General features: G+C 44.5%; 19 protein-coding genes. 1 reads left to right on the forward strand and 18 read right to left on the reverse strand.

Annotated elements, in window-relative coordinates; genetic code table 11:
• On the forward strand, positions 1–293 hold a 293-nt coding region (locus K339_RS32660; RefSeq protein ID WP_037299342.1), incomplete at its 5' end, for an integrase core domain-containing protein.
• Positions 294–309: 16 nt separating this feature from the next.
• Here K339_RS32660 and K339_RS0105600 read toward each other — a convergent pair.
• The 18 genes from K339_RS0105600 to K339_RS0105690 all read right to left on the reverse strand — a co-directional run bounded on the left by K339_RS0105600 (position 310) and on the right by K339_RS0105690 (position 22,900).
• Complete coding sequence (locus tag K339_RS0105600) at positions 310–1,179, reverse strand: helix-turn-helix domain-containing protein (RefSeq protein ID WP_028522735.1); 870 nt, start codon at positions 1,177–1,179, stop codon at positions 310–312.
• A gap of 120 nt (positions 1,180–1,299) precedes the next feature.
• The gene (locus K339_RS0105605; protein WP_028522736.1) at positions 1,300–2,388 is read right to left on the reverse strand and encodes a helix-turn-helix domain-containing protein; all 1,089 of its coding nucleotides are present in this window, start codon (positions 2,386–2,388) and stop codon (positions 1,300–1,302) included.
• Between the two features lie 269 nt (positions 2,389–2,657).
• Positions 2,658–3,980 (reverse strand): ammonium transporter, encoded by a 1,323-nt coding sequence (locus tag K339_RS0105610; protein WP_028522737.1) that lies wholly within the window; start codon positions 3,978–3,980, stop codon positions 2,658–2,660.
• 93 nt (positions 3,981–4,073) lie between these two features.
• Positions 4,074–5,321: a porin gene (locus tag K339_RS0105615; protein ID WP_028522738.1), complete on the reverse strand. Its 1,248-nt coding sequence runs from the start codon at positions 5,319–5,321 to the stop codon at positions 4,074–4,076.
• Positions 5,322–5,698: 377 nt separating this feature from the next.
• On the reverse strand, positions 5,699–7,414 hold the full coding sequence (locus K339_RS0105625) for a GMC oxidoreductase (protein WP_028522739.1): 1,716 nt from the start codon (positions 7,412–7,414) through the stop codon (positions 5,699–5,701).
• Between the two features lie 35 nt (positions 7,415–7,449).
• Positions 7,450–8,082, reverse strand: a complete 633-nt coding sequence (locus K339_RS0105630) for a gluconate 2-dehydrogenase subunit 3 family protein (RefSeq protein WP_310586597.1) — start codon at positions 8,080–8,082, stop codon at positions 7,450–7,452.
• Between the two features lie 170 nt (positions 8,083–8,252).
• Entirely contained in the window at positions 8,253–9,044 is a 792-nt protein-coding gene (locus K339_RS0105635) for a cupin domain-containing protein (protein WP_028522741.1), read from the reverse strand.
• Between the two features lie 54 nt (positions 9,045–9,098).
• The gene (locus K339_RS0105640; protein WP_028522742.1) at positions 9,099–9,884 is read right to left on the reverse strand and encodes a polysaccharide deacetylase family protein; all 786 of its coding nucleotides are present in this window, start codon (positions 9,882–9,884) and stop codon (positions 9,099–9,101) included.
• 184 nt (positions 9,885–10,068) lie between these two features.
• Positions 10,069–12,009, reverse strand: a complete 1,941-nt coding sequence (locus K339_RS0105645; protein ID WP_028522743.1) for a sialate O-acetylesterase — start codon at positions 12,007–12,009, stop codon at positions 10,069–10,071.
• A gap of 82 nt (positions 12,010–12,091) precedes the next feature.
• Positions 12,092–13,126 (reverse strand): glycoside hydrolase family 43 protein, encoded by a 1,035-nt coding sequence (locus K339_RS0105650; protein ID WP_028522744.1) that lies wholly within the window; start codon positions 13,124–13,126, stop codon positions 12,092–12,094.
• Between the two features lie 17 nt (positions 13,127–13,143).
• Positions 13,144–14,421 (reverse strand): TlpA family protein disulfide reductase, encoded by a 1,278-nt coding sequence (locus K339_RS35760; RefSeq protein WP_051397826.1) that lies wholly within the window; start codon positions 14,419–14,421, stop codon positions 13,144–13,146.
• A gap of 72 nt (positions 14,422–14,493) precedes the next feature.
• Positions 14,494–15,252 (reverse strand): SDR family NAD(P)-dependent oxidoreductase, encoded by a 759-nt coding sequence (locus tag K339_RS0105660; protein ID WP_028522745.1) that lies wholly within the window; start codon positions 15,250–15,252, stop codon positions 14,494–14,496.
• Positions 15,253–15,348: 96 nt separating this feature from the next.
• Positions 15,349–17,448, reverse strand: coding sequence for an alpha-glucuronidase family glycosyl hydrolase (locus K339_RS0105665; protein WP_028522746.1), 2,100 nt, complete (start codon positions 17,446–17,448; stop codon positions 15,349–15,351).
• Between the two features lie 122 nt (positions 17,449–17,570).
• Positions 17,571–18,011 (reverse strand): IS200/IS605 family transposase, encoded by a 441-nt coding sequence (gene tnpA / locus K339_RS0105670; RefSeq protein ID WP_028522747.1) that lies wholly within the window; start codon positions 18,009–18,011, stop codon positions 17,571–17,573.
• A 71-nt stretch (positions 18,012–18,082) separates the two neighbouring features.
• A complete protein-coding gene (uxuA, locus tag K339_RS0105675) occupies positions 18,083–19,303 on the reverse strand; it encodes a mannonate dehydratase (protein WP_028522748.1) in 1,221 nt (406 codons plus the stop codon).
• 6 nt (positions 19,304–19,309) lie between these two features.
• Positions 19,310–20,209: a DUF6807 domain-containing protein gene (locus K339_RS0105680; protein WP_028522749.1), complete on the reverse strand. Its 900-nt coding sequence runs from the start codon at positions 20,207–20,209 to the stop codon at positions 19,310–19,312.
• Positions 20,210–20,281: 72 nt separating this feature from the next.
• On the reverse strand, positions 20,282–21,448 hold the full coding sequence (locus K339_RS0105685) for a Gfo/Idh/MocA family protein (RefSeq protein ID WP_028522750.1): 1,167 nt from the start codon (positions 21,446–21,448) through the stop codon (positions 20,282–20,284).
• A 45-nt stretch (positions 21,449–21,493) separates the two neighbouring features.
• Positions 21,494–22,900, reverse strand: coding sequence for a Gfo/Idh/MocA family protein (locus tag K339_RS0105690; protein WP_028522751.1), 1,407 nt, complete (start codon positions 22,898–22,900; stop codon positions 21,494–21,496).
• Positions 22,901–23,177: the final 277 nt, after the last annotated feature.

The following is a 23,177-nucleotide window of genomic DNA, read 5'->3' on the forward strand; positions in this document are numbered from 1 at the left end:
TCCAACAATATTTTCGAGATAAACAAGTCAAACAAGAATTCACAAAACCTGCAACACCCCAACAAGATGCGCACATCGAAGCCTACCATTCCATCATGGAAAGCTCTGTATGTCAGAGGTTTGAATTTGACGATTTGAAGCAAGCTCGAGAAACATTGGAGGAATTTAGAAGTTTTTATAATTTCGAGAGAATACATGGAGGAATCAACTTTCAAAGCCCTTACAAGTATTTGCTCAAACATAACATTGACATGAAAAATTTAACTCAAAATAAGACAAAAATCTGTGCTTGAAGTCTCTAACTTTCTATCATTTACGTGTCCAATAATTAGCGGTTAGCACAAGTTTCAGGTTCAAGTAGTACTCATACGGGGAAGCACCAAAACGAACTTTGAAACATTTCTTAAATTTTGAGACACTCATACCCGCCTCCTTTGCCAAAAAATCAATAGAGGGCAAAATCATGTTTAGTCCAAAAAATTGCGCTTCAATAGCCTCAATTTTCTGTAAATCCTGCTCATTCAACTGGCAGGCAACCGACTTTTTTCCTTTCAACTGCGAACTTAAATCCGCAATCAACTGCATACACCTTGCTTGCAACACCAATTTCCAGTTGAATGCCTCTACGTGTTCAGCCAAATCGTCAATCCAGTCGGGATAACTACTAATACACAAAAAATTCGCCGATTCTGACATCAATAACTCCCGTAACTTAACTTCATCAGGTTCAGCCGCCGACTCGTTAACCCCCAGTTGCTCGCACAGCCAATCTCTGTGTAAGTTTACCGACAGTACAGTAGTTTCTTGGTTAGCTTCTAACTCCAAATCGACTATCATACTTGAACTAAAAAACACGCCAGAGGTATATGATTCAAATAACCTTACTTCTCCTGAGTCGTTTCTTAATTCCAACTTGTGTTTTCGAGACGACTTGATTAATTGGAGCGTCCAATACTCATTTGTCCCAAAATTCTCCTTACAAAAACCCAATGGTTGCTGAGTCACCAATTTTCCAACAAATGGAATGAAGTTTTTGTTATAAGGCACCGTGTTGACCCTCAAAAAAGAGTCTTCATAACGCATTGTAAATGTTGTCGCAGTTTCGGGGGTTGTACCTAACTGCCTTGCGAGATCATCCAGCCATTTTTCGGATGGTTGGATATTAAAATTGATTTTCATTTTAGTACATACTCATTGGTCTATGAAACAAACTTGCTTTATGGCATATTTTTTTGACCAAAGTTCGGGTAAAGCATGTAGTACAAATGAACATACAAATGCGCAACAAACACTCTAAAATTATAATTCTGAAGTAGATTTTATGGAATCTTTGAATTTTTTGGGAGAAAGACCCGTGTTTCTTTTGAAAACGGTGTAGAACGACGACTCCGAATTAAAGCCTGAGTCGATCGCAATGGCAAACATAGTGGCTGTTTCGTTGCCAGGTTCCAACAACAGCTGCTTGGCACGGTTGATACGATATACATTTAGAAGTTCATTAAAATTAAGCTCCCATTCGCGGTTAATGATGTAGGATAAGTGGTGCGGATTCATGCCAATTTCTTTGGCAAACTCGCTAAGAGACAACTTAACATTTAGATATAATTCTTTGGTTTCAAGGGCTTCTTTTACGCGCTGTACGTATTCTTCTCTCAACTCTGGCGCTAATTCTTTTTTCGGACTAAGGGTATTGGTCGCACTTGCAATGCGAACGGCGTGAAATCGCTCATCTTTGACTTCAATAGGCAACGATACCGCAGGAACGCCCGCTTGAAACCATTCCATTGTCACGGCTAAAATAGTCAGTGCGCTAATTAAACCTACTACGGTTAAAGAGACATATTGGGGTAAAACGAAGAAGACCTCAATTCCCATGATTAAAATACATGTCAATATACCACCAATCAACCCTTGGATACTATAAAAAAGTTTATCTTTGGTAGCTATTTCGTAATGTTTAAATACTAAAGTCTCAAGGTATATTGCCGTACCGACATTAAACAGAAAAGCACCTCCGAGTGCCGTAAAGAAGAACGTGCTTTGGTAAAAATTATCATGTTGAACCATTCCAGCAGCATACATGTAAGAAAACGCCTTCACATACAAGCCCGCTGGCACCAGCAACCACTTGGCCGAAAACGCCTCTGTGTGACCCAAAGCAGTCCGAACCGACTGTACAAGGGCCACGGGAATCAATAATAACAGTGTTTCGGGAATCCAGCGCATAAAGCCTTTAATCATACCGATTGGGAGCAACTCAAACGCTTGGTGAATGCCTAAAATCACAAAAATAGCCCCTAAATAGTAGGGGTAGCTGTCTTTTTTAAAGCGAAAGCAAAGCACACTCGCCCACAAACACAGTCCGATATTGATGATGATTGCTCCCATTTTTGTGTAGCGTCAGCCATTTTGGATATAAAAATAACTCAGTTTTTCGGCATTTGTATTCCAAAATAAACACATTTTAATTAAAAATTCATGTTTTTTACAAAAAATAGAGCTCTTCAAACAGAAAGCTCTATTGTTGGCTTTACTCTATTCTATGCTACAAAAAAAATGAAGCTACCAGCAATGCCAGTAGCTTCAACGAGTACAACAAAACCACAGTAAATAGGGCATGCCCTCTGTGGTCTCGTTGTAACTTTTCTATTTGGTTTTTAAGCTTCTACCAAGAATTCATCGTGTTGGCTAATATCCAACCCAACTTTCTCGTCTTCTTCTGATACACGAAGTGGCTCGATGAAGTCTGTAATCATTAAAATAACATAAGACATTACAAAAGCGAATACCGACACCAACACAAGGGCAATCATGTGGTTTTTGAAAAGGGTAAATGTTCCGTACGCCAACCCTTCGTCAACAACCGCTCCGTTTACGCCTTTTGAAGCAAAGATACCCGTCATGATCATACCCATCATACCACCTACACCGTGGCAAGGGAATACGTCAAGCGTATCGTCCAAAGTAGTTTTAGTACGAAGGTGTGCCAAGTAATTTGATACCATTGATGAAATAGTACCGATGAAGATTGATTGTGGAATAGTCACAAATCCGCAAGCAGGTGTAATCGCAACCAAACCTACAACGGCTCCAATTGAGAAACCAAGTGCTGATGGCTTTTTGCCTTTTGCTGTATCAAACAATACCCACGCCAAACCTGCAGCAGCAGCGGCGGTGTTGGTAGCTGCCAAGGCTGAAACTGCCAATGGACCTGCACCTACGGCCGAACCTGCGTTAAATCCAAACCATCCGAACCACAACAAACCTGTTCCTAACAATACGTAAGGGATATTGGCTGGTGGCAAAAAGTTCGCTTCTTCGTGTGAGCGACGACGCTTCAAGTACAACGCACCCGCCAACGCTGCCCAACCTGCCGACATGTGTACTACAGTACCACCCGCAAAGTCAAGTACACCAAGCTTAAACAAGAAACCTTCTGGGTGCCAAGTCCAGTGTGCCAAAGGAGCATATACGAAAATGCTGAACAACACCATGAACAAAATATAAGAACGGAATTTGATACGCTCTGCCAAAGAACCTGTAACAAGCGCAGGCGTGATTACCGCAAATTTCAATTGAAAGAATGCAAACAATGCCAATGGAATAGTAGGCGCCAATGACCAAGGCTTTCCGTCTAATACACCATTGAACATAAAGAATGTCATAGGGTTTCCTACCCAGCCACCGATTGAATCACCGAAAGCCAAACTAAAACCAACGACAACCCAAACGATACTGATTACGCCCATTGCAATAAAGCTCTGAAGCATTGTTGAGATAACGTTTTTGTGGTTTACCATACCTCCGTAGAAGTAGGCCAAGCCAGGTGTCATCAACAATACGAACGCCGTAGCAACAAGCATCCAGGCCATATCGCCTGAATTTAACCCTTCGGTTACAATTTGGGTTGGGATAGCTGGCATTAAGACTCCTAAGAGGCTAACTACCAGCAAAATCACGAGTGGGATTAAATTTTTCATAGATTTACTTGACTGGTTTTGGTTGTACTTTAATAGTTATCAAGGATTTTAAGTGGAGGCGTTGAAGGCTCCACTTAAAATAGAAATCAATTATTAGAACTTGTAAATGAGTGCTAGACCAAGCGTTGACTGTGCGTTTTTAGTGAAAGCACCTTTTGAATCTTCAAATTGTTGTTGTCCGCTTTCACCAGCACCTGTCAATTTTTTGTATGAATCCATACGGAACTCAGGCTTGATCAACAAGTGGCCATCTGCTACGGTAAAGTTTCCAGTAAGGGTCAATGAATTTACCGATGTTCCGTTGCCAAGACGGTTGAGAAGCGCACGAGCACCTGCTGTGTTGTCGAAGTATTCGTAACGCGCACCGATGCTAAACAAGTCAGAAGCGGCATAGCTCAAGTAACCCGCTGCACCACCCCAAGGAGTTGACTCTGTCAAAACAGCGCCACCTTGGTAAGAGCCTTTTTGTGAACCAAATGCTGCGTTTGCACCAATCAAAAGTTTGTCAGTCGCCTGAAGTGTTGTTACAAAATCAACTACACGATAGTGCGCATCTGGCGTATTTCCTTGGTCGTCAGTACTTGCTTCGTTGCTGTTGATGAAGTTAAGATATACATTCCAGCCTTTAGCAGGATTCACAAACAACTGAGAAATAAAGCCTTTTTTGCGGTTGTTATCGTTCAAATTATCTACGTTGTTTACCAAACCAAGCATCAAAGACACTTTGTCAGAGAAAGCGTACGTACCTTTCACCCCAACGTGATAGAATGGGCCGTTGTTGAAGAGGTTTGACAACGAATAGTTGAAGTTTACTGGGGCATCAATTACTTCGTAACCGATGTGGGTACCAAACTGACCCGCTGTGAACGTCAATTTGCTTGATGCTTTCCAATTGAAGTACGCTTGCTTGATGGCCAACGCTGTGCTTCCTGAACCGAGTGGCCCGAGCAAGTTTCCGTAGTTTCCAAGGTCAGCGTTTGGACCGAAAGCCAAATCAATAACTACATCTGACTTTTCGTTGCTGTATTGCATTTTTGTTTGTACCAAACCCAACGAAATTTGTCCTGACTTCTGATCAAACACGCGGGCATAGTATGCACCTAAGTTTGAACGTGAAGCTGGTTTGTTGAAATTGGCGCTATAGTAGGAGTCGATATAACCCGAAAATGTAAACGATCCTTTCTTCTCTTCTTCTCCTTCAGTTTTAGCCTCCGTTTTGGCTTCTACTTTAGCTTCGGTCTTAGTTTCTGTTTTGGCGTCCGACTTTTTCTCCTCAATTCCCTTAGGAAAAGCCAAAAACGTCGAAAACAAACATAAAACAAGTAATTGTAGCTTTTGCATAATATTATTTTGTTTAAGGTGGGCGATACGTGGTTTTGTTTTCCGATACAAACATGGAGCTATTTTTGTAAACATCCAAATTTTTAGTATAATTTTTGAGTATTTATTAGTAAAAAACTGCAAATTTTTGATTTTTAAGTTTATTTACGTTGAATTATTTAAGAATATATGAAAATTGTTATATTTTTTATTTTATTCTGCTTTTGGCCAATTTATCAAAATTTTCTTTCTCAATACCACAACCACAAAATCAACAAAACATTCAAATAATTATATTTCACCCACACTAAACACATAAGAGATAGATATACCAAAACACAAAAAAGCCCAGCTACCGAAGTAACTGGGCCACCAAAAGGCGTTAAAACGCTCGAAAACTAGAGGTTTTTCTTCTTCAACTCATCTACCGCAAACTTAGAAGCACGTGCCGTAAATGCCATGTAAGTCAATGATGGGTTCACACAAGACGCTGAAGTCATGAATGCACCATCGGTCATAAAGACGTTTTTACAATCGTGCAACTGGTTATTTTTGTTCAATACCGACGTCTTAGGATCTTTACCCATACGAGCCGTTCCCATTTCGTGGATACCGATTCCGAGGTTTTTGCTGGTGTCATCGTACGAACGAACATTTTTAAGACCTGACGCTTCGAGCATTTCAGCTGCGTCGTTGGCCATGTCTTTACGCATCTTGCGTTCGTTTTCGCCGTAAGCGGCGTCAAACACCACAATTGGCATTCCCCATTTGTCTTTTTTGGTAGGGTGAAGTGTGAAGCGGTTGTTTTCGTTTGGCAATACTTCGCCAAAACCACCGATACCCATCGACCAGCCGCCGACTTTACTCAAATCGTCTTTGAACGACGCACCAAAACCTTCCATACCTACGCCACGGCCCCAGCCACTGCGGCTTGCACCACCTTGGTATCCAAATCCACGAAGGTAATCGCGCTTATCATTGCCCCAGTTGCGGTAGCGTGGAATGTACACCCCGTTTGGACGACGCCCGAAGTAGTATTGATCTTGGAAACCATCAAACTCTCCCGAAGCACCTACTCCAAGGTGGTGATCCATGATGTTGCGGCCTACTTGATCGCTGTCGTTGCCCAATCCGTTGGGGAAGCGACTCGATTTAGAATTAAGCAAAATAGACGCCGACGGAATCGCCGAAGCGTTTAAGAAGATAATTTTTGCGTAGTATTCTTTTACTTCGAGGGTATTTTGGTCGATGGTACGAACGCCCGTCGCACGGCCTTTTTTCTCGTCGTAAATTACTTCTGATACAATCTTATTATTAACTAGCGTCAAACGTTTGGTTTTCATCGCCGCTGGCAACGTCGCCGCTTGCGTACTGAAATAAGCCCCAAACGGACAGCCGCGCATACACATATTGCGGTACTGACAAGCGGCACGTCCAAGGGCGGTATGCCAGCTTTGAGGTTTTGAAAGGTGGGCCACGCGTCCAATCGTAATTGTACGACCCATTTTCTTCATTACTTCCGATTTTACGTGTTTTTCGAGGCAGTTAAGCTCCATTGCTGGCAAAAACTGTCCGTCAGGAAGTACCGAAAGGCCATCTTTCGAACCACTGATACCCGCAAAACGCTCGGCGTAGTCGTACCAAGGGGCAATTTCTTTGTAACGTACTGGCCAATCAACCCCAACACCTTCTTTTCCGTTGGCCATGAAATCTTCTTCGTTGAAACGGTAGCTTTGACGTCCCCACAACAACGAACGACCTCCCGTGTGGTAGGCACGAATCCAGTCAAACGGGCGGGTTTCGAGGTAAGGGTTTTTGCTGTCGTTTTCAAACAAGTAGCGGTGCTCTTCGTTGGCCGTATAGCCCGTACGCATCCCTGCCCAATATTCTTCGGCAGCCATGTTGTCGGGGCGGCCACGGTGAGCCAACTCCCACGGCGCTTTCATGGCCGTTTCATAACCTTCAACGTGCTTAATGTCGCGACCGCGCTCAATACAAAGCACGCGCAAGCCACGCTCAGTTAATTCTTTGGCAGCCCAGCCGCCACTTATTCCTGACCCTACGACAATAGCATCGTAAGTCATTTCTTTTTGTGCATCTATATTCAAATACATTGGACTCTTGAATTGAAATTTGGAGAATTTAAAAATTAAAGCGCGTAGGCCTTTTGGCCTGGTTTGAGCGGAATACACGCATCATAACGCCCAGGAATAGGCACATATTCAAGGGCTTGCGTCGCACCTTGTTCGGATGTGAAGTAGCCAAATAGCGTCAATTCTTTCAACAAACGCCAAAACGGTGTTCCTTTGAGTTTTTTAGAACTTATCACTTCTTTGTCCACGTTGTCGCCTACTTTCACTTGCTGTACGTTGGCGCTCTTCATCAATTCAATCGTATCTTTTTCGACTTGCTTCAAAATAGCGACTTGCTCGGCCGATGAGGTTTCCAAAAATTTCTTACTGTGGGCTTTGGTTGCTCTCTCGTCGAGGTCTGCCAAGCCGTCCAAAAAGTTTTGTTGCTCTTGCGCTTTATAGCAATCTGCCAACATCATTTCAATAAAAGGCCCTACGCCTGCTTCTTTGGCACCTGGCGTACTGGTTTTAGGAATAATGTGCTCCGCTATTTCGGCCACAAGGCTTCGCTGCGCACTTGTAAGACTGAAAGCTGCGCCTAGGGCTTGTTTGGTGGAAGTTCCTTCTCCAAAAGCCATCAACGAAGGCGCTGAAAGAGTTCCTCCCATGAGAAGTGCCACGCGCGCAATTGCGTCTCTGCGATTCATCATAGTTTTTTAAGGTTAGTTGTTACACGTTTATTATTGGGCAGGTGTAAAATTACATCCGAAATGTACAATTTTTACGCATAACAAACGGTTTTTTCTCGCAGTTAGTACAACTGTAAGTTTCTAATTTTTTGGGAATGAGTAGATTGCCTTGAAAATAGCCACAAAGCAAATTACTCAAACTGAAAGGCAAAGTAAGTACATGAACCTTTACTCGTATTTTGAAGACCGTGCGGAACGTTTGAATTAAGAAAAATAATATCTCCCACTTTTGATTCATGCCATACGCCATCAATGGTTTCTTTGGCTTGGCTATCTGCTTCTCCTTCTTGGCTATTGACCAACAATAAAATCTCAGCAGCGGGATGACGATGGGCTGGATGGCTCATCCAGTTACCAGAAAGGGTAGTTACGTGCATTTCAAATCGCTTGCTCATACTTGTCGGGCGATCAAAAAAATTCCGTCGCCCACCTTTATCATGACCTTTAAATTCAGTCTCATCCCAATTGAGCAGCAATGAGCCACCCGCTTTTTTTCCTCGTTCAATGTCAAGCGGTTCAACCGAATTGAGCTGAAATACATAGTACGTAACGGGTTGGTCGCTGTTATTGACTAAACTTCTTTTATCGCCCGACATCAACAAGGCAATTCCTCTAGGCTTTAAATCTTTCGTCTTTCCTTCGACCGTTACCGTCAATACCCCTTCTTTGACAATAATCAATTCTTCGTTCTCTTGGGTATATTCTGTATCTCGCATACGGCTCTTGGGATTGACCGTTGTAGCGTGTACTTTGAATAACTTGAAGTGGGGAGTGGCGCCTTCCAAAATACTACGAAACTCTCCTTTAGGTCTTTGTTTTACCTCTAAAGCTGACCATTGATAGACCTTAGAAGCAACGGGTTCGAGAGTTTGAGCCAAAATCACTCGGCTAACAAAAAGTAACGGAAGTAGCAGCTTTACCATGGATATATTCTTTAGAGGTTGTTTTATTTATTTAAAGCAATCTACCGTTTCACATTACTTTCTGACTGACTTGATATATTCAGAGACGCCAAGGAGTGTATCTACATAAATCTCTTTTTCGTGTTGTTTCAAAAAGTGAACCAACTCTCGGTGCGCGGCCAGGGAAACATCGAGCGAGTGCTCTCCTCCCACCCCGTGGAATACAAAAACGAGTAAGGTATTGGTTTCAATGGCCTTTTTGACTAAAGCTATCATTTTTTCCCCTGAATCGTTGTTGACAATATAACCATCGGTGTTATACAAATCAATTTGGTCAATGGGGTGCATTTCGCCCCGTACACCGCGTGCCGCCATCAATTCCCCCTTGAGGCCATCCATAAAAAACTGCGTGCCCACTTTAGCATCGCCACAGGTATAAGCAAACGTCCGACTTTTTTTCCCATCGATGGCTTCTAACAGTACATTGGTCACTTTGATTTCTTCGGTGATGCGTTTGAGGGTGTATTTACTCAAATCGTTTTCGGGGTTAACCCACTGACGTCCAGGCAAGGACGCATCGCAAGGATGGTACAGGGTATGATTTCCAAGCTCGTGGCCGCGTTGAGCCGCCTTTCGCCAATCTTGCAAGCGCTGGGTAAAGCCTGGAAATGAGCCCGAAATATAAAATGTACCTTTAAAACCCGCCGAATCTAAGGCAGGAATGGCATTGTTGAGGTGAACATTCAGGGCATCGTCGTACGTAAGCACAACGGCACATTTTTTCCCGTTCCAAGGTTGCTTTTGGGCAAAACTCGCAAGTGATACGCCTAGAAAAAAACAAAGTAAGCGGATTGAATTCATGATTATTGGAGATGAGTATTGTTAGCGATGAGTTATGAGAGTTAAGTGATGAGGAGGGGGTGTTGAGGGGTCGGGTGTTGAGGGTTTCTTAAAACCCGACCGTGCAAAGGGTTGCTCACAACCCGCCTCGCCGTATTTTGTAAAGACTTGGCAAGTTTTGAAAACTTGCCAAGTCTCGCCTACATTAGCGTTTTGCAGGTTCGTCGGTTCGGAAGGGCGAAGCGGGCAAACCTTCTTTGTTGTAAAAGTTGACATTTTCGGGGTTATCTGCCCACGCATAACGTACATACAAAGGTGCAGAAACAGCGTCATTCCAAACGACAATTTCGTTTTTTCCTTCAATACGCGCTTGCGCCCACACAAACTTTTTATCAGCGCCCGCTACGGCAAACCAGCGCAGTTCTTCGTCGTCTTTGGAAATAATGCCACTACCTGCTTGAGCAAAACGTAGTCGAATTTTACCGTTTTCGGGCGTGACTGAGGCCAAAAGTGGCCCTGAATGCACCACGTTTTGGTCGCCGTAGGCTAGTTTTTGGGCCGCGAATGATAAGCGATACCCAATGTCTTTTTTGTTTAACGGGTGAATATCATTCCATTCACCGAGGTCAATCGTGACGACCAAAGCTGTATTGGGAACCGATAATAGTTTTAACTGCCCCTCACGTAAAACCGCCCATTGACTTTCGGACGGTAAATAATCGACCTCCATAAAATTGGCCAATTGTACCCCAAAGAAAGGTAAATCACCCTGCCCCCAACGGCTCCGCCAATCCTGCACCAAGGCAGGAAGTAAGTCACGGTAAGGCTCGGGATTTCCAGTATTAGACTCCCCTTGATACCACAAAAAACCCTTGGCGGCGGTCGATACCAGCGGCGCTATCATGGCGTTGAATAAGGCCGAAGGTTGGTTTTGGGCAGAAAAACTCACTCCATTGTCTTTGGCGAGAGGAAAAACCTCGCCCACTTTACACCACCAATCTCCCTTAATATCAAGCACTTGACCATTGGCAACCAATGAATAGTTTTTATCAGGAACAAATCCCCCTTTTCCCGCTTGGTTGACCACCCGCACGACGAGGGTATTTTTGCCTTCTTTCAATACTCCCGCTGGAATTTCGTAACGGCGGGGCGGGTATTGGTAGGTAATGTTTCCCACTTGTTTGCCGTTAATGTAGGCAATATCAGCGTCCACAATTCGGCCCAAAAACAATTTAGCCGACACTCCCGTCATTGAAGCAGGGACGTCGATTTCTTTACGGTACCACACTACTCCGTTGAAGTCTTTGATGCCTTGGTCTTCCCAATAACCAGGCACGTTCATTCGCCGCCATCCTTTCGGAATGTAGTCTGCTGAATACCAAGGAACTGTTTCGCTCATGCCTTTGTCTTGCGATTTTCGGGGGGTATTGGCCGCGGCCATTTGTTTCAACAATGACTTTACGTACAGACTATCTTTATTTTTCTGTAAAGTGGCGGTCAGTTCTGGAAACTTAGCCAAGCCCTCCTCGCCAATCCACGCCTCGATGGGAGTTCCGCCTACGCTAGCGTTGATCAAACCAATGGGAACGTGGTATTTTTCGTATAAATTTCTTGCAAAAAAATACGCAACAGCCGAAAATTGAAGCACGTCTTTGGGATTGGCCACTTTCCAGCTTCCTGATGGAAAATCGTCGCGTTTTTTTTGCAAATCAGTCAAAGTAGCTACAAAAAACAATCGAATTTCAGGATAATTAGCCGAGGCAATATCGTCGGGATATTTTTCTTTTACGCGTTCCATCGGTATCACCATGTTCGACTGCCCCGCACAAATCCAAACGTCTCCAAACATCACATTACTGACTTTGATTTGATTTGTTCCCCGAAACACTAATTCAAAGGGCCCTCCTGTGGGCTGGGCAGACAGCTTCATTTCCCATTTGCCCGTGGCATCGGCTTGGGTTTTGTATTGCTCATTTTTAAACAGAAGGCTCACTTTCTCTTGGGGAGATGCCCAGCCCCACAGTCGCAGCGATTGGTCACGCTGAAGCACCATGCCATCGCTAATGAGGCGAGGCAAACGAATTTGAGCCACGCACAGGGCATGGCTCAACAGCAAAATTCCAAGGACAGTTTTTAGAATCCTCATGGTTTGAATAGTACAATAGCCTCTCACAAGTTGATGACTTGCAAAAGGCTGTTAACGATAGGTTAAAGAAACGAAAGCAAGGTTATTTATAAGGCTCAATCGTCTGAATAGAGCCATCCGAATTGTGCTTTAATTCAGTGACTTTGATGTTGCGCAGGTGCGTTTTTCCCGTAAGTTGCACATCGTGATAATACAAGTACCATTTTCCTTTAAATTCCACAATCGAATGGTGATTTGTCCAACCTTGCACGGGTTTTAAGACAATTCCTTGGTACGTAAAAGGGCCATAAGGATTATCCCCGACGGCATACGCAATGTTGTGCGTGTCGCCTGTAGAATAGGAGAAGTAGTATTTACCGTTGTACTTGTGTACCCAAGCTGCCTCAAAAAAACGTTTATCTTTATCATCTTCCATGAGCAGTTTGCCATTTTCATCCAAAACTTTCACCTCTTTTACTTCTTCGGCAAAGCTCTTCATATCGGCCGACAGCTTCGCTACCCGTGGCAGCAAGGCCGTCTCCCCTTTTTTGGGATAATCCGTTTTTCCCAAATACGTATTTCCTTTCCAACGTTGCAGTTGACCGCCCCAAATTCCGCCAAAATAGAGGTAGTAACTACCGTTCGTATCCTTAAAAACCGACGGGTCGATGCTATAACTTCCTTTGATTGGCTCTTTTTCGGCCACAAAAGGCCCGTCAGGTTTTTTGCTCGTCGCTACCCCGATACGAAAAATATCTTCTTTGTCTTTGGCAGGAAAATAGAGGTAATATGTCCCATTTTTAAACTCCGCATCAGGCGCCCAAAGCTGACGGCTCACCCACGGAACATCTTTCATATCAAGCGCTACACCGTGGTCCGTTACTTTTCCATCAATGGCATCCATCGAAAACACGTGGTAGTCTTTCATGTCAAAATGCCCACCGTCATCGTCGCGTTTGGTATCCGATTCAATATCGTGCGATGGGTAAATGTATATTTTACCGTTAAAAACGTGCGCCGAAGGGTCAGCTGTGAAAATATGCGATACCAAAGGCTGCGAAATCGGCGTTTTTTTCTGCGCTTGTCCAGTAAGAGCAGCCGCCAAAAGCAGCGAAATTCCAACGTACTTGAGTTGCATTATTTATAGCAAAAGGGTTAGTTGTCAATCAGTTTCAACAATTCGTTCAACGTATCGGGGGAACTTGGGCGTGGCGCGTCGGGGGCAATTATTTTACCATTTTTATCAATAATCACGTAGCGCGGAATGCTCGTCACCATCAATTTACGCAACATGGCGGCGTTGTCAGCGGGTTTTACGTGGCCATTTTCACCCTGCAATTGAAGTTGCTCCAATGCTTTTTTCCACGCCTCTTCTTTTTCGTCAATGGAGGCGTACAAAAACACAATTTTCTTTTTCTGCTTATCGGTCAACTTCTCTTGCATGGCTTTGGAATGAGGGAACTCGGCACGGCAAGGCCCGCACCAGCTCGCCCAAAAATCAAGATAAACGACCTTTCCCTTAAAATCAGACAAACGAAACGTTTTTCCTTCGGCATTTTGCATGATAAGTTCGTCTTCCTTTCCTGCCTTTGAAGCCACCTCGGCAGGTTTCTTTTCCTCTTTGCGCGTGAGGACTTCGTTGCATTTCTCGGTCGCCAAACGGGTGTATTTTTCCGATTGTGGCGTTGTTTTCAACAAATCCAACGTACTCACTACCGCATCTTTGGGTGTATTTAGGCACGTTTCACGCATCAATCGGCACAAATAATAGGGCAATGCTTGCGAACCCGCAAAGTATTTTTTGGCAAAAGCTGCTTTATCGTTCATCGCCGCTCCCATGTCGGAATATTTGTTAAAAGCATGGTCACGAGAGTTGAAATACGTCACAAAAACGACCAAAAAATCACGGTACGGAGCCGTTAGGAAGGCTTCTTCGTTCGCGATTTTTTTAGGGTCCAATGCTTCGGTCATGACGGCGGGCAACGACGACATTTTCAAGTTTTTGGTATCGGCATTGCTCCGTGCCACAGCGTGATTGAGCACCCAATACCAGTAGTTCCAACGAATTGTGTTTTCGACATAGCGTTTGAACGGTTCTGAAAGCTTGGCCGCGTCGGGGTAATTTTTTAGAAAATCTTGCTGCTTGCGGCGTTGGTTGAAAAGGTCGATTTCTCGAACGTCGATGTTTTGAGAAAAGAGTAATTCGTATTGTTTTTTAGTGTCAAAATCAGCGGCAAATTTCTGTTGAAACTCGTTCCAAAATGATTTGTGAGTGGCATCATTCCAGAGCGCGTTGTACGCCTCCAAGACCGACGCAGGCGCGCCTTCCTTAAAAATATCCAACGAATCTTTGGCCGCGACGGCTACCGTAGCTTGCGCCAAAAGCGTTTGCGCCCACAGTAACAAAACCGATAGTAATAATCCAATTCTCATAAGATGGTAAATGGTTGTAAAAGTGACTTTACCCACCTAAACGCATTTTTCGTACCAGAAGTGCGGAAGCGCCTAAAAACCAATCGAATTGCCTCCATCCACAGGCAATGAGACGCCCGTCACGTACTTAGCCGCATCCGACGACAAATAGACTGCCGCCCAACCAATGTCTTCGGGCTTACCAAAATAACCCATTGGGGTACGGTCGAGGGCTTTGTTCATACGGTCGGGGTCGCTGCTCATGGCGGTTTTCATCATGGCGGTTTCGATAAACCCAGGGGCAATGGCATTGACGCGAACGTTGAACTTCGAAAATTCGGAGGTAAGTACCTGTACCATCCCTTCTACGCCCGACTTTGAAGCTCCATACGCCACCACACGGTCGATGCCGTAATAGGCCGCCATGGATGAAATCATCAAAATAGCCCCACTTTGACGCGCCACCATGCGTTTGGCACAAGCCCGAGTGAGGGAAAATACGGCGCTTAAATTAGTATGAATAATTCGATGGAAATCTTCGTCAGAAACCTCCAGTGCTGGTTTTTTCATGTTGATACCCGCATTGTTGACCAATACATCAATGGGGCCAATCGTGGTTTCGATGTGTTCTACTAACGCCTCTAATTGTGACAAATCAGTAACGTCGTTTACCACGTAATGCGCTTTTTCGCCCAATTCTGCCACGGCTTCTTGAAGTGGGGTTTCGCGGCGACCAGTTATTACGACGGTTCCTCCTGCGGCAATCATACATTTTGCGATGGCGTTGCCAATACCACTACCACCGCCAGTAATGAGGGCGATTTTGCCCTCTAACGAAAAAATCGGATTCATTTATTTGGTAATTTTTTGGATTGCTTTTTTTTCACACAGATTACCAATCTCGTCTCGACATCTTGTCGGGACGGGCATGGTTTAACGTCTCTGACGTTATCTTAAATGATAAATCTCGGTCAACTTCTTCACCTCATCTAAGGTTCGAGTAGGAGGCACAAGCGGTTTTGGAATCGGTAGTTTTGAAAATTCACCAAAATACAGCACGCAAGCATCACGCCACCACAACGCCTCTTTTTCTTGGATTTTCAAACGCCCTTTCACATCCTCAAACGTCTCTTTATCAATATCTGACTTCACACTTTCCCACGCCGATTGCAGCTTCCCAACTTGCCCGATACCATCATAATAACGGTGGCAAAGTTCATCCCAAAGACTACGACCAGTGCTTAGTTTTTGAGTCCAAGGTACGTGATGAAACCAAAGCAGGTAGTCGAGTGGACATTTTTCAGCATTTCCCCAAAGTTGCTGAACTTCAGGGCTGTACAACTGAAGTGCATTGCTTACTTTCCCCGTACGGTCAAAGCCCAAACCAATGGAATCGGCGCGATGATAATAAATCGAAGTCCAGTCGGGGCGAGCGGCTTTGGTAAGCCACGGCTCGGGGCCGTAGTGGTGCCCCTCTCCCATCATATGCGACGTCCCCAACGGATACGTGTAACTCACGTATATCGGGTGTGACTTGAGCATGATGTCCGTAATTTTTTGTACCGATTGAGGCTTTTGGGTCAACGTCATACGGGTCCATTCTGTCGCAATTTGTTCCGACGACAGTGTATAATCCCACGCCAAACGGCCAAAAGCGTACCAGTTGCTTTGGTTAAAGGGATGTCCACACCAATTGGCGTCCGAACCTGTGTTGGCTACCCCAGCCATGAGCGAAAGTGAATGGTTTTCCGCACTTCCATCCACAATTTTAGCCACGGTCGTTCCTTTTCCTTTGGCATAGGTATCCGTATCCAAACATTCCTTGAACATGGGAGCGAGGTAGGTCAAGTGCGTTGATTGCCCCAAATATTCTTGCGTAATCTGAAACTCCATGCCCAAGGTTGTCTTGGGAAAAGCCCCAAACATCGGGTGAAATGGCTCACGAGGCATAAAATCAATGGGGCCATTTTTTACTTGGACAATCACTTTGGGGTCAAATGTGCCATCCAACGGCTTAAATTGGGCATAACCTTCTTTGAAACGGTCGCCTTTGGGATCGGCATTATAGACAAACGCCCGCCAAATAACGATACCACTGTAAGGCCGCATGGCTTCGGCCAGCATATTGGCCCCATCAGCATGGGTGCGTCCATAATCTTGCGGCCCTGGCTCTCCTTCGGAGTTTGCTTTGACCAAATAACCGCCAAAATCGGGGATATATCGGTGTATTTCTTTGGTCTTTTCATTCCACCACTTGCGCACTTCGGGGTCGAGGGGGTCGGAGGTTTTAAGTCCTCCCAAGGTGCGCGGCGAACGGAAGTTTACCGAAATAAATACTTTGATGCCATAGGGACGAAGTAGATCGGCCACGGCTTTGATTTTTTCGAGGTATTCTTCGGTCAAAAAGCGTGAACTTGCATTAACGTTGTTGATAGATGTCGCATTGATACCCAACGAAGCATTGGCGCGGGCGTAGGTAATGTAACGCGGGCCAATCCGAAACGGAAGTTCAGTCCATTTCCACATCGACGAACCTGCGTAGCCGCGCTCGACGGTTCCGTTGGCATTATCCCAGTGATTGAGCATCCGTAATTTTATTTTAGGGCTACTTTTCACGGAAAGATTTACCAACGATTTCCCCGTTTGAAGGTACCGAAGTAGCTCAAACGCACCATATAACACACCCGCTTCCGATTTAGACGAAATGACGATATTTCCTTTTTCCGAAAACAACTCAAAACCATCTTGGGGTAAATTGGAAGGAGAATTGGGGGCAACATTCAAGATAATTCCCCCCGATTTGGTTGCAGTTTGCACAAGAACAGGTGCTTTTCCCAACAAACCTTTCAAGCCCATTTCTAATTCCTGAACCGCTACCTTGATGGTCGGATGCGATGAATTGGCCGCTACAAATTGCGTCATTTTTGTGTAAGCTTCCCGCTGCTGTCCGTCAGGTAACAGGTCATACTTGAGCCACAGCCGCGAACCATCGTCGGCGAAGACTGCTGTTGAGACTAATAGCAGAAATAGGAACAAATATTTTATCATTGATTTTATTTGGTTATCTCCAGCTAAAGCAGGAGTCTATTCAATTTTTAAATTTTATGCCTTGCCTCCAGCTTTAGCTGGAGATAACAAATATTCCTATCCATTTGGCTTTAGCCAAAGCCTTATCTATCCTTAAATTGCTCAAATCCAAACTTCGCAATAAACTCCTCATATTCTTGAGCAAAAGTCCTTTTCTGATGATGCTCCTCTTGCTTTTTTATATATTCCCTCACTTGATTTACCATTGATTCCGAAACCGAAACTGCAAAGTATTCATCTTGCCACTCAAGTTTTTCATCACATATTTTGTTTTTGTTAATCCAAAAAGCCGACTCTCCTTTGATGAGTTGCATAATCTTGCTCATACTTTGGTCAATACCAAGCGATACCAAACAGTGAACATGGTCTGTGTAACCATTGATAAAATCAATATAAATTCCCTTCTCTTTGGCATTTTCTCGGATATGATTAAAAATCGTTTGCCGCATTTCGCGCGTTTTCATAAAAGGAATTCGGCGCTTAGTTGACCATACAAAATGAATCCAAACTTTTACATAGGGCATATTGTAATGATTTTTGGTTATCTCCAGCTAAAGCTGGAGGCAATTCATAAAGCTGGAGGCAATTCATAAAGCTAGAGGCTTCTCTCTATCGCCATCTCCAAGCCCCTTAATTCCGCTAACCCTTTCAAGCGTCCAATTGCCGAGTAGCCTGGGTATGATTTATCTTTCCCCGTTTTATTCAAATCATCCAACATTTGATGCCCATGATCGGGGCGCATCGGAATGTGGACATCAGGCCGTCCTAGTTCATTTCGTTTTTTGCTTTCCATCACAAATGCCTTCACTACGGCATACATATCTACATCGCCTGTGAGGTGGTCGGCTTCGTGAAAAATCAATTGATTATCAGGCGATTCTTCTCGTTTTGTTGCCCTCAAATGCACAAAATGAATTCGGTTTCCAAATCTCTCCGCGATTCCTGGTAGGTCGTTGTCGGCACGCACTCCCAAAGAGCCCGTACAAAACGTAATCCCGTTGGCTTGAACGTCGCACGCATTCATGAGTTGCGCCAAATCACTTTCGGTACTCACTACACGCGGCAACCCTAGCAAGGGCATTGGGGGGTCGTCGGGGTGAATGCAGAGGTTGACTCCCACCTCTTGAGCAACGGGCGCCACTTGTTGAATAAAATAGTAAAGATTTTGGCGTAACTCTTTGTCGCCTATGTGTTTGTAATTATTTAATAACCCTTGAAAAGTAGCTAATTCAAAGGCTTCGTTCGAACCTGGTAAGCCCAGCAAAACCGTATTTTGGAGCGTCGCGATTTCTGCTGGACTCATTTGGGCAAACTTAGCACGGGCTTTTTCCTGAATCGCTTCCGAATAATCGGCTTCCGCATTAGGACGTTTTAGAATACATAAATCAAACGCCGCAAAGTCTTCCCACACAAAACGCAATGCCAATGAGCCGTCTGGCATTCGATAATTCAAATTTGTGCGCGACCAATCGAGTACTGGCATAAAATTGTAACACACCGTTGTGATGCCACAAGCAGCCAAGTTTCGCAACGACGTCTTGTAATTTTCGATGTACTTTTCTCGACTGGGAAGTCCTTTTTTGATGTCTTCGTGTACGGGCAAGCTTTCTACTACGTCCCACGTAAGACGGGTATAGCGATGATTATCTGCTTCGATGAGTTGAATGCGTTGCTTGATTTCTTCCACACTCCACACTTCTCCCACGGGGATTTGGTGAAGCGCCGACACCACACCCGTACACCCTGCCTGCCGAATATCCATCAACGAAACGGGGTCGTTGGGGCCAAACCAACGCATAGTTTGAATAAATGCCATTTCTAATTATTCACTTTTATATTTTTCAAATAACTGAGCAACGTTGGCCGCTTTATGGTCGCCAGCATGTACCAAAACGCGGTAACGCAACGCTAACTTTTCCCCTTTTTTCAACACCGTAGCTTTGTCATCTTGCGGCCAATACATGGGTGTTGGAGAAAAGAATCCGTAGTCGCGCGTAAACCAAGGCGACGGATACCAAGGATTAGAAGGATGCTGCATAATGGTCATTCCTTCTAATTTGTCCCCTCTTTTTCCTGAGCAGTCTATCCACGGTGATTTCACACCAAATGTCCCCTTTTCTCCCGTATTACCTTCGGCGTTAATCATCGTTCCGCCGTTGATGACGGCCAAATCTGGGTCCATTCGTCCGCTAAAGAGCGAGTGATTCGTTTTCAAAATCGTGACGTCCATGAGCATTTCCATCGTTACGTCGAAATCAATTTGGTACAAATCTTTCGAGGGTGCCGTAATGGTAATGGTTCTAAAGTCTTTTACGGGCGCATTGGCATTGGGGCGTCGCCAAATACATTCATTTTCAATTACTACTTTTTCTCCACCCGACTGCACGATGTCAGTACGGAGGGCGATAATTTGTCCTTTTTCTAACCCTTCTTGCCAATAATTACCATCGTTGACGCGGTCGCACCCAAAAAACAACGAGCTATGGTGCGGATAATTTCCATTTCGCATCGACGTCACGCTGGCATTTGAAGGGCCATTGACGGGAAAGAAAAAAGGGTATTTTTCATCCTGCGAAAAGATATAGCTCGTGAAAAAGTTATTATTAATAGTAACGTCAATCTTCGAATTGTACTTCGTAGCCACGATTTTTGTTTGGGCAAACGATACGCTACTGACTAGCAAAAACGCTATTAACAGGTGAGAGAGAAAGGTGTTTTTCATTGGATAGAGACACGTACAAAGCTATAAGGTTTCTAAAACCTTATAGCTTTACGGGACTTGGGTTAGTTGAACTTACTTCTTTAAAGTAATTTTTTGCGCATTTTTTTGCGCTTTGATGGCCAATTCCATCGCCAAAAGGCAATGCGCCTGCGGCATGGCCGTTTCGGTACGATTCAAAACGTCGTCCACCAACAAGCGACCATAGGGTAAATCTTGCTGGGTGCAATCTATATAGCGCGTCTCTTTTTGATCCACCAAAAACAGGTGATTTCCTCCCGAGCGACCACCAATGTCGGTATTTTTACGAATTTCGATAAAACCTTCTGTTCCCAAAATCGTCAAGCGGCCATCGCCCCACGTATTGAGTCCGTCGGGCGTAAACCAGTCCACGCGGATATAGCCCATCCCGCCATTCCCACGCAACATCACATCGCCAAAATCCTCAAAATTAGGATATTGAGGGTGATTAGTATTGCCAATTTGCGAAGCAACAATTTCACCTTGGGTAGAATCCGTAAAAAACAAAAACTGGTCAAACTGGTGAGAGGCAATGTCGCAAATAATTCCGCCAAACTGTTCTTTGTTAAAGAACCATTCAGGACGCGTTTTTGGATTCATGCGGTGTGGCCCCATGCCAATGGTTTGAATGACTTTGCCGATTGCCCCTGCCTTTACCAGTTCTCCTGCTTTTACGGTTGCTCGATTTTCAAGACGTTCGCTATACATAATTGAATAAATACGCCCCGTTTGCTTTTGTACTTTACGTACTTCTGCCAACTGCTCAAGCGTCGTTATTCCAGGTTTATCCGACATATAATCTTTTCCGCTTTTCATCACCCGAATCCCCAACGGGGCGCGTTCGTTGGCAATGATTGAACTTAGTACCAACTGAATGGATTTGTCGTCCAAGATTTCTTTTTCGCTAGACGCCAGTTTTGCTTTAGGAAAACGTTTCGCAAACGCCGCTACCAAATCAGGTTCTTTGGCATAAAACGAAACCAATTCTCCGCCTCCACGGACAACCGCCTCTACTTGCCCATAAATGTGGCCGTGATTCATTCCAATCACCGAAAATTTGATGCGCGGACTATCATATTGTGGTACAGCTAGGGGCGCAACAGTCTCTGTGATTATATTCCCATAAGCCATCGAAGGAAGCATTGGTAAGGCCATCATTCCTGCGGCTGAGGCAATAGATTCCTTCAAAAAGGTACGGCGTTGGTTGGGTTTCTTTTTCATATTTTTTATGCTTAAAAAGTCGGGTTTTGAGAAACCCGACACACGTTACATTTTGATATTGGTAGTTCCGTATGGTTTACGCTGAGGGCGACTCAACATCGCATTGGCTTCTTTGTCGTTCACAAAACGTTCGGTTTTAGGATCCCACTGCAATTTGCGTGGCAATTTCATCGCAATGTGGCTAATGAGGCACACCGAACAAGCACGGTGGCCAATTTCTACGGGCGAAATCGGGGCTTTGCGGGTTTTGATACATTCGAGCCAGTTGCCATGTTGTTCATCGCTTTTGTAAAGGTGAATTTCGTTTTCGCCAATGACCGACGTAAGAATTTTCGGATCGCTGGCATCAAGGGCTTTGCTACTTTTAGCCGCTGATACTGGGTCACTTGCCGAAGCTACATAGTCGCCACGCGATACCCAAATCCAGCCTTCGGTTCCTTCGTATCGAATACCATTAGGAAAACCTCCACTGGTGTACATCGTAATGCCATTGGCATATTCAGCTTTCACCATAAAGTCACCGTGAACGTTCCACAAGCCTGATTTTGGGAACTCCGCCACGGCCTGTACTGAAATAGGCCCAGTAAGTTCAGTATTCATTCCCCACGCTGCCGAGTCGAAATGGTGTTGTCCCCAGCCCGTAATCATTCCCGCGCCGTACTGCTCAAGACGCAACCAACCTGGACGTCCGTAGCCTTTTTGAGGATGCACTCCTATTTCGGTATAAGGGACTTCGGGAGTAGAGCCGAGCCACATGTCATAATTGAAGCCCGCAGGCACAGGCATCGCAGGTGCTGCTGGCCCCGACGGGTCGCCTGGAAGTCCCACTTTTACAGTGTGAAGTTTTCCGATACGACCATTCCGAACCAACTCCGCCGCAATCCGAAACTGTGGTGACGAACGTTGTTGCGTACCCACCTGAAGCACTGTACCTTTTTTCTGAATAATATCGCTCAACATTCGTCCTTCCGCAATGGTCAACGACGTCGGTTTTTGCAAATACACATCTTTTCCTGCTAAAGCCGCCTCAATCGCAGGTTGCGAGTGCCAGTGGTCGGGCGTACTGATAATCACCGCATCAATGTCTTTGTTAAGCAACATTTCACGGTAATCGTCGTACATTTTAGCATCCACGTAGTTGGCATTACCCGTTTTTTTGGCATAATAACTTTCCACCAATTTTTTACCATCCACCAAACGGTTTTTGTCCAAATCGCACACCGCAATCATCCGTGCGGCATCGTGCTGCATCGTGCCGACCATGTCGTGGTCCCGACCGATACGCCCACAACCAATTTGGCCAATGTTGATTTTGTTACTTGGGGCATTTTTACCAAAAACCGAAGCAGGTACAATCGTTGGCACGCCAATGACCGTTGATGCTGCCGCTCCTTTGGCAGTCAGTTCAAGAAATTTTCTTCTTGAAACAGAGGATTGAGATGTGGTTGACATAAAAAGGCTTGGGATATAAAGGTATTTTCTAAATCGACTTCCTGAAAAAGTACAATTCTATACAGAAAAGCACTGAGAAAGAAACACTTATTACAAATTGCTCTCGTTTAATTCTAATGCTAATGTTACTACAACAAGCCCATTTCACCAAGTTATTTACTGTGTTGTTTTGAAAAAAAGCCTGAAATACCTATCGAAAACGTTTCCGAAAACGCTACCGATAGGTATTTTTTTATTACTAAATTTATATATTTTTGTGCAATTAAAGTATTCACTT

Source organism: Runella limosa DSM 17973 (assembly GCF_000482465.1).
In the GTDB taxonomy this organism is placed as follows: Bacteria; Bacteroidota; Bacteroidia; order Cytophagales; family Spirosomataceae; genus Runella; species Runella limosa.

Coding starts and splice junctions, on each gene's coding strand:
- K339_RS0105600 (WP_028522735.1), bottom strand. CDS start 1,179: ATGAAAATCAATTTTAATATCCAACCATCCGAAAAATGGCTGGATGAT.
- K339_RS0105605 (WP_028522736.1), bottom strand. CDS start 2,388: ATGGGAGCAATCATCATCAATATCGGACTGTGTTTGTGGGCGAGTGTG.
- K339_RS0105610 (WP_028522737.1), bottom strand. CDS start 3,980: ATGAAAAATTTAATCCCACTCGTGATTTTGCTGGTAGTTAGCCTCTTA.
- K339_RS0105615 (WP_028522738.1), bottom strand. CDS start 5,321: ATGCAAAAGCTACAATTACTTGTTTTATGTTTGTTTTCGACGTTTTTG.
- K339_RS0105625 (WP_028522739.1), bottom strand. CDS start 7,414: ATGTATTTGAATATAGATGCACAAAAAGAAATGACTTACGATGCTATT.
- K339_RS0105630 (WP_310586597.1), bottom strand. CDS start 8,082: ATGATGAATCGCAGAGACGCAATTGCGCGCGTGGCACTTCTCATGGGA.
- K339_RS0105635 (WP_028522741.1), bottom strand. CDS start 9,044: ATGGTAAAGCTGCTACTTCCGTTACTTTTTGTTAGCCGAGTGATTTTG.
- K339_RS0105640 (WP_028522742.1), bottom strand. CDS start 9,884: ATGAATTCAATCCGCTTACTTTGTTTTTTTCTAGGCGTATCACTTGCG.
- K339_RS0105645 (WP_028522743.1), bottom strand. CDS start 12,009: ATGAGGATTCTAAAAACTGTCCTTGGAATTTTGCTGTTGAGCCATGCC.
- K339_RS0105650 (WP_028522744.1), bottom strand. CDS start 13,126: ATGCAACTCAAGTACGTTGGAATTTCGCTGCTTTTGGCGGCTGCTCTT.
- K339_RS35760 (WP_051397826.1), bottom strand. CDS start 14,421: ATGAGAATTGGATTATTACTATCGGTTTTGTTACTGTGGGCGCAAACG.
- K339_RS0105660 (WP_028522745.1), bottom strand. CDS start 15,252: ATGAATCCGATTTTTTCGTTAGAGGGCAAAATCGCCCTCATTACTGGC.
- K339_RS0105665 (WP_028522746.1), bottom strand. CDS start 17,448: ATGATAAAATATTTGTTCCTATTTCTGCTATTAGTCTCAACAGCAGTC.
- tnpA (WP_028522747.1), bottom strand. CDS start 18,011: ATGCCCTATGTAAAAGTTTGGATTCATTTTGTATGGTCAACTAAGCGC.
- uxuA (WP_028522748.1), bottom strand. CDS start 19,303: ATGGCATTTATTCAAACTATGCGTTGGTTTGGCCCCAACGACCCCGTT.
- K339_RS0105680 (WP_028522749.1), bottom strand. CDS start 20,209: ATGAAAAACACCTTTCTCTCTCACCTGTTAATAGCGTTTTTGCTAGTC.
- K339_RS0105685 (WP_028522750.1), bottom strand. CDS start 21,448: ATGAAAAAGAAACCCAACCAACGCCGTACCTTTTTGAAGGAATCTATT.
- K339_RS0105690 (WP_028522751.1), bottom strand. CDS start 22,900: ATGTCAACCACATCTCAATCCTCTGTTTCAAGAAGAAAATTTCTTGAA.